Source organism: Tepidisphaeraceae bacterium (assembly GCA_035998445.1).
Lineage (GTDB): Bacteria > Planctomycetota > Phycisphaerae > Tepidisphaerales > Tepidisphaeraceae > DASYHQ01.
Window position 1 is genome coordinate 29,154 of sequence record DASYHQ010000026.1, and the last position, 12,628, is coordinate 41,781.

Annotated in this window: 7 protein-coding genes; 2 read left to right on the plus strand and 5 right to left on the minus strand. The window is 64.3% G+C overall.

What is annotated here, in order from left to right; genetic code table 11:
• Nucleotides 1–84 precede the first annotated feature (84 nt).
• Nucleotides 85–3,027: an LPS assembly protein LptD gene (gene lptD, locus VGN72_11070; protein HEV7299895.1), complete on the minus strand. Its 2,943-nt coding sequence runs from the start codon at nt 3,025–3,027 to the stop codon at nt 85–87.
• A gap of 156 nt (nt 3,028–3,183) precedes the next feature.
• Between lptD and VGN72_11075 the strand changes: the two genes are divergently transcribed.
• Nucleotides 3,184–3,765, plus strand: coding sequence for a hypothetical protein (locus VGN72_11075; GenBank protein ID HEV7299896.1), 582 nt, complete (start codon nt 3,184–3,186; stop codon nt 3,763–3,765).
• A 702-nt stretch (nt 3,766–4,467) separates the two neighbouring features.
• A complete protein-coding gene (gene glgP / locus VGN72_11080; protein HEV7299897.1) occupies nt 4,468–7,038 on the plus strand; it encodes an alpha-glucan family phosphorylase in 2,571 nt (856 codons plus the stop codon).
• 387 nt (nt 7,039–7,425) lie between these two features.
• Here the strand turns inward: glgP and VGN72_11085 are convergent, their stop codons facing one another.
• From VGN72_11085 to pdxH, 4 genes are all read right to left on the minus strand, one after another.
• Nucleotides 7,426–7,995: a hypothetical protein gene (locus tag VGN72_11085; protein ID HEV7299898.1), complete on the minus strand. Its 570-nt coding sequence runs from the start codon at nt 7,993–7,995 to the stop codon at nt 7,426–7,428.
• A 269-nt stretch (nt 7,996–8,264) separates the two neighbouring features.
• A complete protein-coding gene (locus tag VGN72_11090; protein ID HEV7299899.1) occupies nt 8,265–9,731 on the minus strand; it encodes a trypsin-like peptidase domain-containing protein in 1,467 nt (488 codons plus the stop codon).
• 455 nt (nt 9,732–10,186) lie between these two features.
• Nucleotides 10,187–11,311 (minus strand): recombinase RecA, encoded by a 1,125-nt coding sequence (gene recA, locus VGN72_11095; GenBank protein ID HEV7299900.1) that lies wholly within the window; start codon nt 11,309–11,311, stop codon nt 10,187–10,189.
• 573 nt (nt 11,312–11,884) lie between these two features.
• Nucleotides 11,885–12,538 (minus strand): pyridoxamine 5'-phosphate oxidase, encoded by a 654-nt coding sequence (gene pdxH / locus VGN72_11100; protein ID HEV7299901.1) that lies wholly within the window; start codon nt 12,536–12,538, stop codon nt 11,885–11,887.
• Between the last annotated feature and the right edge of the window lie 90 nt (nt 12,539–12,628).

The window sequence follows — 12,628 nt, forward strand, 5'->3', positions numbered from 1 at the left end:
CTCTCAGGTACGCAGCGGTTACCGGAGCGGCTTCTGGCTGACTGTCATCGGTTGTTGCTTCCCCTTCCCTCTTCCGACGTCCCATCACTGTTGCTGTTGCGGCACCCAGTTCTGCACCGTGGCGCTGCTGATCGGCACGCCTTCGGGCACGAAGTTGAAGCCGATGCGATTCTCTTCATTTCGGCGGTCGACCGAGCCGTAGACCTGTAGCCAGAACTTGTCGAAACGGCGCGTCACGGTGCCTGCCGTCCGCACGTTCGCACCGTCGCCGAAGTCGTACTGCTGGCTGAGGCTGAGCAGGTATTTCGGCGTCACCTGATAGTCCATCGCTAACGTCATGATGTTCGAGCTGAACGGTTCGATGTAGCGCAGGCCGGCGTAATATCGCACGCGGTCCTCGTGCGACACGTTCAACCCGATGGCGGCGTTGGAGAGCACGCTTTCATCGAGGTTGTACGTGAGGTCGCCAAGCACCACGGTGCTGTCGCTCAACCGCCACGTGCCGTCGACCATCAGCGTGTTGCGCGGGATCGAAGCTTCCGGCATCGAATAGTAAAACACCCCGCGGAAGTCGTCCGGCGGCGTTTGGTCGACCGGCAGGCCGTCGAAGCCACTTGCCTGCGGTGGGCGATTGCGGAAGAACGAGGCCTCGGCGTTCAGCGTGAACACGTCGCTGCTGCGCCACCGGCCGGGGCCACCACGCTTGGTCTGCCAGCGCTGGCGCAGTGCAATCTGCATCGCGCTCAGATCGGTGATGTCGTCGATCGGCTCGTCGAAGATGTAAACATCGTTGCGGTCGACGTTCTGCGCGCCGGCGAACAGATGCAGTTCCGGCTGCACCACATGCCGCAGGCGGTGGATGTCCAGCAGTTGGCTGTACGCGTTGTCATCCACGCGCCAGAACGAGGTCGTGAACCGCGCGCCCACCCCGCCCAGCACGCGCTGCGTGACCGTGCCGTCCACGCCTTCCGAGTACGGCGTGTACCGCCCCACCACGTACGGAATCGCCTTCACCGGCCCGACGCTGAACGGAAATTGCACTTCCTGCCGGAAGTCGCCGCGGTAGATCGTGTCGTCGGCGATGCCCGTCGTGCCGACGGAGGGAATGCCCGGCGTCGACTGCGGTGGGTTGAACCCCTGCTCGATCAGCGACGCCTCGCTGACGTTGTGGTTCAGGCCCGACACGAAGTTGTCGCTGTAGAACGTCGCGTGCGGCCCCAGGCCGTCACCGATGCGGTGATAGCCGATCTCCGGCAGCCGCTCGACCTCGAACTGCTCCTGCTGCCATTCGGCGCTGGTGACGTAGTCGTTCGGCTGCGCGCTGAGCAGGAACGTGTAGGCGGTGTTGTCGACCGATCGCTTCAGGTAAAGCGCCGACTCGCGCGTCACGCCCTCGTCGAACTCCTCGTCGTACGGCTCCCATTCCTCCAGGAACGTGGGGTCGGAGACGTACCAACTCTGCGTCTGCAACTGCCAGCCGTCGGGGAAGAAGTGCTGATGCCTGAAGCCCGCGACGCCGCGGATTTCCTTGTACCCGGGATCGACGGCGGTGCGGCCGCTGCCGAGGCGGTCGATGTCGTGCTCGTAGACGAAGTACGAGTCGACCTCGCCGAAGAAGTCGATCGGCTGCCGCGTGTTTTCCGTGACCACCCCACCGCGATACTCGGCGTTCAAGCCACCCGCCGGGCCGCGGTCACTGTAGTAGTCGACCCGGTAGCTGGCGTCGAGCGTGTCGGGCGATTCGAGCCCCAGCGTTTCAAACAGGCCCCAGGTTGTGCGCACGCCCAGGCCGTAGTTGTCGCGGCGTTCCAGCGCCAAATCACGCAGCGCCGCCCCGCGACCGGTGGCGGTGCCGGAGGTGTAGGGCAGCCAGAAGACGGGGATGCCGACGAACTTGAAGAACGCGTTGTTCGCCTTGAATCGCGGCGACGAGCCTTCGGGCGTATGGATGTAGATCCGACTGGCCTCCAGCGCAAACGACGGCCGGGCGAACTGGCTCGTCGTCAACTGCACGCCGCGCCCTTCGTACTCGCCTTCGGATAGCTGCTTGAGCGTACGCGCCCGCATGACGAACGGGATGCCGGACTTCATGTCCGTCGTGTGCAGCACCGCCTGCGTGAGCACCGCCGACTTATCGTCGATTCGGAAGTAGGCGCTGCGCCCGGTTAACCGCTGCTCACCAATGCGCTCCGTGGCGGCCGGCATGTAGATGATGCGGACGTCGCCCTCGAGGTAGATGGCCTCCAGCGATGCGCCGGGACCGGTCAGCCCTTCGCTCTTGGGATCCGACGTCTTGATGCCGGTGTAGACGACCGCATTCTCGGCGTAAAACTCGGCGTAGGAACCATCTGGCCAGCGGTGGAAGATCGACGGGCCGGGCAGCAGGTACGCCACCTCCCCATCGTGCTCGATGCGCTGCAGGTCGCCCTTCAATGCGATGCGCACCTCCGTGCCGGGGGCCACGTCGGCCAGTGGGTCGGCCTGTGGCGGTGCGGCGGCGGGCGCCTGCGCAGTGCTGGGCTGGGTTGAGCCGGGGGGCGGGGCCAGTTCTTCGCGGGCCACCTGCTCGTCGTTCCGTAGTTCCACCGCGGCGCGGAACAGCGGCGAATCGCTCTCGTCGCGCGCGATGCGTCGGGATGCCTCGAAGCGCAGGTCGCCGCGGGCGACGGTGGTGGCGTACAGGTTCGCCGCGCTGCGCGTCGCGCCGGCGGCCTCAATCTCGGCGTTGCCGATCAGGGCGATGCCGACCTGCTGCGCGTCGGGCGAGCCGGGGACGGGCTGAAGCCAGACGACGGCGTTGTCGGCGCGCAGCGTGGACTCGTCGGTGCGGATGACGACCGGGCCCGCGATCTGCATCACGCTGGCGCCGTCGCGGTCCTGCCAGGTGCTGACGGCGGCGCCGGCGACGTGGAAGCCCAGCGGGGACGTGGGCGCGGTGGTCGTGGTGGGCGCGGTCGCCTGTCCATTGGCCGTCGACGTCACGCAGACCGCGACTGAAGCTGCTGCGATCCACGCCCGCCAATGCACCCGAGGGACTCCTTCCCAACGCTACGATGAACTATGCCCGTTTCGCGAGGGCGGCATGATAGGGGCCACCGCCGGGTGAATCAATTTAGTGCGTGTTTGCGAGCGCAGCCGCGTGGCGGGTAGATTGGCGTACGCGTCCGTGGTTCGAGGCCTGTCGTGACCACTCGCCGCGAACAGCGGACCACTGACAACACCATGTTCGGTTTTGGCAAGAAGAAGCAGGACGAGGGGACGCCGCAAGGACCGGGGGTCAGCAAGCGGCTCTGCACCGACAAGTTTTCCGGCAAGTACCCGCACGTGGGCCTGTACGACTGTCGCGAGCGCAAGGTATGGGTCGCCAAGCCGCTCAACGGCCAGGCCATTCGCACCTCGCACGCCCGGCTGATCACCGGGGCCGAGAACGCGACCAGCACCGTGTGGAAAGACCGCTTCCTCTGCTTCTGGTTCTACACCCCCAACACCGGCGAGGGGTACGTGCACGGCTACCCGATCGACTGGGACGAGGCCCACCTGCTCGTCCGCATCGATCCCAACTGGGACTACGACCGCCAGCGCTTCATCGCGCCCGAAATGGAGGACCACATCGACGCCAACCTCGAACGCCAGTTCCGCCACGGCGAACAGGTCTTGGCCTTCTACGCCGCCGCGAAGCTGTCGTATCCGTTAAGTTTGCACTACATCGGCCAGCGCGCGACGGAGTCGCAGTTTTACGTGAAGCGGCTGGAAGGCGCTGGTTAAGGCCCTGCATGGCCATCAACATACTTGATGCATGGGTTCCGGTCCCCTCTCCCGCGTACTCGCGGGGGAGGGCCAGGGAGGGGGCTGCGCGTACGATCGGGGACATGTCAGCGCTCGCGCCCCCACCCTAACCTTCCCCCGGCGTACCGGGAGAGGGGACCGGAGGGACGCGCGGGCACGGAGTGCGTCAGGTCTGTTGTTGCCCTTCCATGGCTTATGTCAGCCAGATCCGCCCCCACTGACTGGAAACGGCGTTTTTACGCCTCGAACCCGACAACCGTTTTTCCCATGCCGGCTGCCGGCCGCTCGTGCGAATGTCCGATCATCTCGTGCGAACGGGGCAGCGGCTCGTGCGAACGTCACATTCGCACGTGCGAACGTCGCATTTGCACGAGCAAACGTCGCATTTGCACGTGCGAACGTCGCGTTCGCACGAGGAAATGGCGCGCTCGCACGAGGGAATGCGTCATCCGCACGAGCAAACGTCCCGTTCGCACGTGTGCCCGCCGCATTTTCCCGCGCGAATGCGGCGCCTCCTCGGGCGTTGGCCGCACGCGCACGGGCAAGTGATCGGGTCCGCACGGCTGAAGAAGGTATGAATCCGCCATCACCGCCTCGCCATTCCACCCCACCCGCTCCGCGGTTACCCTGCTCGCAAACCGTTCAAGGACGAGCTGGCACCGCGCGCAGGGACATCAACATATGACCACGACCTTTTCCCCGACCATCCGCACGTTTCAAGTGTCACCGGACGTGCCGGAGGCATTGCTGCCGCTGGCGGAGATGGCGCAGAACCTGTGGTGGGTTTGGAACCCCGACGCCGTCGAGCTGTTTCGGCGGCTCGATCGCAAGCTGTGGAGCGAGGTCTATCACAACCCCGTGAAGCTGCTCGGCATGCTGCCGCAGGAACGGTTAGCGGAGGCGGCCACGGACGACGGCTACCGCGCGCACCTGGCGCGCGTGTACGAGGCGTTCCGCGCGCACCTGGACCAGCCGGGCTGGTTCGCGAGAGCGCACAGCGACACGAAGATGCTCGTCGCCTACTTCAGCGCCGAGTTCGGTTTGCACGAATCGCTGCCGATCTACTCCGGCGGTTTGGGCATCCTGGCGGGCGATCACCTGAAGTCGGCCGCGGAGATCGCGCTGCCGTTGGTGGGCGTGGGGTTGCTCTATCGCAACGGGTACTTCCAGCAATATCTGTCGGCCGACGGTTGGCAGCAGGAGTCGTACCCGGAGCTGGACTTCTACAACCTGCCCGTGCAGCCCTGCACGCACGCCGACGGGTCGGCCGTTCAAGTGCGCGTGGACCTGCCCGACAACCCGGTCCACTGCAAGGTGTGGAAGGTCAGCGTCGGCCGGATTCCGCTGTACCTGCTGGACACGAATTTGCCCGAGAACGCCCCGGCCGACCGCGACATCACCGCGCGGCTGTACGGCACGGGGACGGACCTGCGCATCAAGCAGGAGATCGTGCTGGGCATCGGTGGCGTGCGCGCTCTGGAGGCGATGAAGGTGCCGGCCAGCGTGTTCCACATGAACGAGGGGCACGCCGCGTTCCTGGCGCTGGAGCGGATCCGCACGTTGCTGGCGAACAGCCCGATGACGTTCGACGAAGCCCGCCAGCAGGTGATGGCGACCAACATCTTCACGACCCACACGCCCGTGCCGGCGGGCATCGACATGTTCTCGCCCGAGACGGTGCTGAAGTTCTTCCGCGACTTCATCCCCGGGCTAAAGCTGAACGACGAGGGCTTCCTGGCATTGGGCCGTGAGGATGTGACCAATGCCAAGCAGGGTTTCTCGATGGCGGTGCTGGCGATCCGGCTCGCCGACAGCGCCAACGGGGTGAGCTGGCTACACGGCGATGTCAGCCGGCACATGTGGCACAACATCTGGCCGGCGGTGCCGCCCGACGAGGTGCCGATCCGCCACGTCACCAACGGCATCCACACGCGCTCGTGGCTGGCGCCCGACATCCAGTTCGTGCTCGAACGTTACCTGTCGGACAAGTGGAAGAGCGACCCGACCGACCATTCGGTCTGGAGCGGCGTGTCGCAGATCCCCGATGCCGAACTGTGGCGCGCCCACGAGCGCTGCCGTGAACGGCTCGTTAGCTGGACGCGCCGAAGGCTGCATCAGCAGTACGCCAGCCGCGGCGCCGGCTACGACGACCTGCAGGCCGCCGACCAGGTGCTGGACCCCGAAGCGCTCACGATCGGCTTCGCGCGCCGCTTCGCGACCTACAAGCGCGGCGCGCTGCTGATGCGCGACCCCGAACGCCTCAAGCGTCTGCTGGAAGACACGAAGCGGCCGATCCAGTTCGTCTTCGCGGGCAAGGCCCACCCGGCCGACAACGAGGGCAAGGAACTGATCCGCGCGATCGTCAACTTCGCCCGCCAGAACCCACAGCTGCGCCGCCGGATGGTCTTCATCGAAAACTACGACATGAACGTCGCGCGTTACCTTGTGCAGGGCGTGGACGTCTGGCTGAACACCCCCAAGCGCGGCATGGAGGCCAGCGGCACCAGCGGCATGAAGGCAGCTGTGAACGGCGTGCCGAACTGTTCAATTTTGGACGGCTGGTGGGTCGAGGGCTACGCCCCCGACAACGGTTGGGCGATCGGCCGCGGCGAGACGTACGCCGACCCCGACCTGCAGGACCAACTGGAGAGCCAGGCGCTGTACGACTTGCTGGAGAAGCGCATCGTCCCCGAGTTCTACAACCGCGGCATCGACAACCTGCCGCACGAGTGGATCGCGCGGATGAAGGCGTGCATCGGCCAACTTGCGCCGATCTTCAACACGAACCGCATGGTGAAGCAGTACGCCGAGGAGTTTTACGTGCCCGCCGCCCAGCGCGGTCTGATCCTCAGCGCCGACGGTGGCAAGCGCGGCGTCGCGCTCGCCCACGCCAAGGATCGCCTGCGACAGCGCTGGGGCGGCATCAAGATCGTCGGCGTTCATTCCAGCGGCAACGGTCACTTCAAGGTCGGCCAGGCGATGCACGTCGAGGCGCTCGTGGACCTGCCCGAGATCGACCCCAACGAGATCAGCGTCCAACTCTACTGCGGCCCGATCAGCGCCACCGGCCAGGTGGAGAAACCCGCGGTCATCTCGATGACGATGTCGCGGACGATGTCCCCCCATCGCTACGTCTTCGCCGGCACCCTGACCTGCGAGACCAGCGGCCGCCAAGGCTACGCCGTCCGCGTGGTGCCGGGGGAAGCGGATATGGCCAATGCGTTTGAACCGGGTTTGATCGCGTGGAACTGAGGTAAATGACGCGCTTCGGACCACCCCTGACGCACGCCCGCGGTCTGGTCCCCTCTCCCGGTACTCCGGGGGAGGGTTAGGGTGGGGGCCACTCGACGCTACACCTAGGTCCTGTCTGAAACCCCCGCGTAGGGGCTGGCCTCCGTGCCTGCCCTTCTTCGTTTCGGGTGGAATCGAAGAGGGCAGGCACGGAGGCCTGCCCCTACGCGGTGGACTCAGACGACGTTCTCAGACAGAACCCTAAAGGTCTTGCCCCTCGCGCCCCCTCCATAGCCCTCAGGGGCGAGTAGGCGGGAGAGGGGACCGGCCCCATGCGCCAAGTATGTTTATGCTGACGCCCGTTCTCGCCTGTGCCTCGGGGCAAGGGTCGCTTCAATTCCCACTTCCCTACAGCGCCTTCAGCAGCACGCGCACGATGCGCGTCAGCCCGGCCTTGGAGTTGCCGATGAACTGCGTGAAGATCTTGTTCGTCACGCCCATGAATTCCTCCATGTCGTCGAGGCGGGCGCGGGTCATGCTGATCGGGTGATCGTGGGCGGCCTTGCCGATTGTGGACTCGTCGACCATCTGGCGGCACTGGTGCAGCGCCTCGATCACCGGGTCCAGTTCCCGCCGTTTGCGCTCGGCAGCGATGATCGAGAACATCTCCCAGACGTCGCTGAGGCTCTCGAAGTACTCGCGCCGCTCGCCACGCTTGTGCAGCCGGCGGATGATGCCCCAGTCGCACAGCGCCCGCAGGCTCATGCTGGCGTTGCCACGGCTGATGTTCAGCCGTTCCATCACGTCGTCCGTACACATCGGTTGCCCCGTGATGTACAAAAACGCGTGAATCTCGGCCATCGTGCGGTTAATGCCCCACGTCTGCCCCATCTCGCCGAATCGGCGGATGAACAGGTCCTGGGCGGTGCGTAACTGAACTTCCGGGGCAACGGCAGGCTTGGTAAGCGTCTGAGCCATCGTACGTCCTTTCAGATAGTACTGAAAGTATAGCTACAGGAATGGAGAGCTCAAGATTTCACGGAAATTGAAAGTAGACGTACGGACAGTCGGCTGTCTGCACCAAATCCGACCTTAACTGTGTTTAGCCGCGAGCCTGCTCGCGATGGGTTAGAACTTCGCGAGCAGGCTCGCGGCTAAAAAACGGGGGTCGAGCGCGCGGGTAACACGATCTCCATCCAGTTGCGAAGAGGATTTTGATTATCGCGCGTCCGTAGAGTTCGGTTCCGCTACTCGCGCCCCACGCTCACAACCGCGTCCTTCGGTTCCATGAGTTCAACCTTACAGTGTTCGGCGGGCGTGTCGTTCAGCACCGCCTGCAGGTCGGCGATTGACCCGATCGGCTTGCCGGCGATGGAGGTGATGATCGCCCCGGTCGCCACGCCTTCTGGGATCGAGCCGGCGGCCTTGTTCACCGCCAGCACCATCACGCCGGCCGACTGCCAATGACCGGGCACCGGGCCGAGCACCATGCCGCCCCACCGCAGCCGCTGGTTGGTGCGGTTGACCGCGACCTGCGTCTGCGTGCGGGGGCGCAGTTGGACGAAAATCGACATCGTCGTGCGGCCGCGATGGACCTTCATCGACAATGGCTTGGCAATGTCCGCCAGCGCGACGCTGCGGATCAGGTGATCACCGTCACGGAGTGTTTGGCCATCGATTGACTCGATGACGTCGCCTCGCATCAGCCCGGCTAAGGCGGCGGGTGAACCGGCTTCGACCGTGTCTACGCGGGCGCCGGCGTCACTCGTCATGCCGACGGCGGCGCGGTCGCTGAGCGTCGGTCGGCTGACCGCGATGCCCAGGAAGCCGTGAACGATCTCCCGCCCGTCCTTCAGATCGCGCACGAGTTCCAGGATGTCCCGGTCGGCCGGTATCGCAAAACCGATCCCGTTCGCCTGCCGGTGCGGCAGCACGACGGCGGTGTTGATGCCGATCACCTCGCCGGCGAGGTTGAACAACGGCCCACCTGAATTACCCGGATTGATCTGCGCCGTTGTCTGAATCAAATTGCTGTAGAGACGATTTTCGTTACTCGCCAGCTTGGGCAGCGAACGGTTGACGCCGCTGACGATGCCGACGCTCATGCAGATCTCGCCGTCGCTCGACAGCCCGTAAGGGTTGCCCAGCGCGATCGACCACTGCCCCCTGCGGGCTTCACCGGTGGCGAAGCGCACGGGCGGCAGGCCACGAGCGGGAATCTTCAGGACGGCCAGATCGGTGCGCGGATCGGTGCCGACCACGATGGCGGGGTAGACCTTGCGGTCATCGGTCGTCACCCAGAGTTGCTGGGCTTCAGCGACGACGTGATCGTTGGTTAAGAGGTAGCCATCGGAATCGATGACAAAGCCGGTGCCGACGAGGCGGGCAGACTTGTCGAATACGGCGCTGGCGAGCTGGTCGGCGTTCAGGTCATCGGCCCGCACGAGCGCGTTTGACTCAACCGCCTTCGCCGTCGCCGAGATCGCGACGACCGAAGGGGCCAACCGCGTCGACAGCTGCTCGAACTGCTGTTCGATCGCCGCCAGATCCCCAATGTCGGAGACGACCGCCGACGTTGCCGCCGGGGCGTCACCACCGTGAACCGACGATGCCGTCAGCGTCATCGTGTAACCGATGCAGCCGGCGACGCCCACAAACGATAATAACCGTCGCAACGCTGCCCGCGTGCGGCGACCACTTGCCCGTCGTTCCATTGAACAACCCCGACGAGTTACAGCCCACCATTCTTCGTACAACAGATCCCGTGTTAGTCGTATCGTCTGCCCAGACGACCGACTAAAGCGCCCAATCCCACTAAAGCAATTTTGGGGCCAAGTTATCGGAACGCAAGAGGGCCGGTGCGCTTATCTGTCAATGGACAAAATATCGCGATTATTCGGCTGTTGACGGGCTCTTCGGTGTAACGAAAGACCCCGCCGTTGTCCGGGGCGTTCTGAGACCGTGTTACGGATCTCAGCAGCCACGGGCGACTGGCGGGGTCGGTGCGCTTTGTTTAGGCAATCGGGTCTCTTCCGGTCCCTCTCCCAAGTACTCATGGGAGAGGAGAGGTGAGGGTGATTTTCGACCTAATGACGGCCCTTGTTATTTGAGATCACCCTCACCCTAGCCCTCTCCCGGCGTACCTGGAGAGGGAACCGGATCCTGGGGCTTACTCCGCATCCTCCTCGGTTTCCTCAGGCGTCAGCGGCGCGTCGGCGGCACTCTTGGCCTTTAACAGGCCCTTGCTCTGAAGGACCGCATTGCGGATCTCCTCGGCCAGGTCCTTGTTCTCGAACAAAAACTGCTTGGCGTTCTCACGGCCCTGGCCAAGACGCGTGGTCTTGTAGTTGTACCAGGCGCCGCTCTTCTCGACGATGTTGCCCAACGCCGCCAGGTCGAGCAGATCGCCCTCGTAGCTGATGCCGCGGTCGAACATGATGTCGAACTCGGCGTCGCGGAACGGGGGGGCGATCTTGTTCTTCACCACGCGGGCGCGGGTGCGGTTCCCGACGGCGATCTCGCCTTCCTTAATGCTACCGGTCCGACGAACGTCGATGCGGATGCTGCTGTAGAACTTCAGCGCGCGACCACCGGTGGTCGTCTCCGGGTTGCCGAACATCACGCCGATCTTCTCGCGGATCTGGTTGATGAAGATGACGGTGCTCTTGCTCTTGCTGATGGCGCCGGTCAGCTTACGCAGCGCCTGCGACATCAACCGGGCCTGCAAGCCGACGTGGCTGTCGCCCATCTCACCTTCGATTTCCGCCCGCGGGATGAGGGCGGCGACCGAGTCGATCACAATCACGTCGACCGCGTTGCTGCGGACGAGCAGTTCGCAGATTTCCAGCGCCTGCTCGCCGGTGTCGGGCTGGCTGACCATCAGGCCGTCCAGTTGAACACCGAGGCGCTTGGCCCACGACGGGTCGAGCGCGTGCTCGGCGTCGATGAAGGCGGCGACGCCACCGGCCTTTTGCGAGGCGGCGATGATGTGCAGCGTGAGCGTCGTCTTGCCCGAGCTTTCCGGCCCGAAGATCTCGATCACGCGACCCTTGGGAATGCCCGACCCCCCCAAGGCAATGTCGAGCGACAGCGAGCCGGTGGGAATGCCGTCGATCGGCTTGATGTTATCGCCGTCGAGCTTCATCACCGAGCCTTTGCCGAACTGCTTCTCGATCTGCTGGACGGCCCGGGAAAGGGCCGAGTCGCGAGCGGGATCGCGCGGGGCGGTGCCCAGCGCGGCAGCGGCGGATTCGTTCTTCTTTTCGGCTAATTGAGCAGCGGATGGCCTTGCCATGGGAGGAGCTTTCTCGCCGGGTATCTTGGTCAGCCGGCGTGCGGGTGCGGGTCGCCATCCCACCGGTAAAACGGGAGAGGCAAACTGCACCATTGTCGTGACTAGAGACGGGCTATGCTTCTCGGGGCTGCCGGAGAATCGTCCGAAACGGATCGCACTCGTTGCGAGCACGACAAATCGTTCCAACCGATCAGGTTCCAGCGGCCTTGCCAAACGGGATCCAACCCGCTCGCACACCCGCAATCGCGGCTCGACGCCAGTCACCAGCGTCCCGGCCACGTGTTAGGTCGAAGTTTAGTAAGGGATCGGTCGTTTGGGAAGGGGAAAGTTAGGAAAATTTTTTGGCTGCGAGAACGAGGTACTGAACGGCATTTAACAACAATGAGGTGACGTCAAAACGTTCAACAAAATCGCATTTGGCATCCCGAACGGATCGCCTCGCGCGATCTGTAAGGCGACCTGAGGGATCTCGAACCACGGACGGTTCGCGGCCTTGGGAAACCCTCAGGTCGCCAAGGCTCCCATCCTGCATGACACTCGGCGCGGGTTCGCAGTCGATTCAACTGCTAACTACTACGGCGACAAACGCGATCGCTGCCAACCCGTTTCAGTCCTTTCGTACACCAGCCGATCATGTAACCGACTCGGCCGACCTTGCCAGAACTCGATTCGGCTCGGAATGACGCGATAGCCACCCCAGTAGTCGGGCAGTGGCACGTCCTTCCCTTCCAGTTCCTTTTCCTTATCCGTCTGCCGGCGTTGCAGTTCGTCGGCCGATGCGATGACCTCGCTTTGCTGGCTGGACAGGGCGCCGATCTGCGACTTGCGCGGGCGGCTGTGGAAGTACCCTTCCGACTCCTGGCGGCTGGTCTTCTCGACCGTGCCCTCAATCCGCACCTGCCGCTCCAAGTCCGGCCAGAAGCAGACCAGCGCCACGCGCGGGTTGGCGACCAGTTCGTGGCCCTTACGGCTTTCGTAGTTGGTAAAAAAAACGAAACCCCGCTCGTCCACCCCCTTCAACAGCAGGATGCGGGCCGACGGTTGCAGGGTCGCCGCGTCGACGGTCGCGACCGTCATCGCGTTTGGTTCGATCACCTTGGCGGCCAGCGCCTGGTCGAACCACCTGCGGAACTGAACGATCGGGTCCGCGTCGGCGTCCTGCTCCAATAGCGCGGCCTGGCGGTAGTCCGTCCGCAGGTCCGCCAGTGAGGGTGAGGTGGTGCTCATCGTGCCGATTGTAGAACCGAAAAATTCCGGACGCGAGAATTCCACCCCATAGCCCGCCGCTTGCGGTGGGAAACGGTCATCCAAGAGGAA

Coding starts and splice junctions, on each gene's coding strand:
- pdxH (HEV7299901.1), bottom strand. CDS start 12,538: ATGAGCACCACCTCACCCTCACTGGCGGACCTGCGGACGGACTACCGC.
- VGN72_11090 (HEV7299899.1), bottom strand. CDS start 9,731: ATGGAACGACGGGCAAGTGGTCGCCGCACGCGGGCAGCGTTGCGACGG.
- glgP (HEV7299897.1), top strand. CDS start 4,468: ATGACCACGACCTTTTCCCCGACCATCCGCACGTTTCAAGTGTCACCG.
- VGN72_11085 (HEV7299898.1), bottom strand. CDS start 7,995: ATGGCTCAGACGCTTACCAAGCCTGCCGTTGCCCCGGAAGTTCAGTTA.
- recA (HEV7299900.1), bottom strand. CDS start 11,311: ATGGCAAGGCCATCCGCTGCTCAATTAGCCGAAAAGAAGAACGAATCC.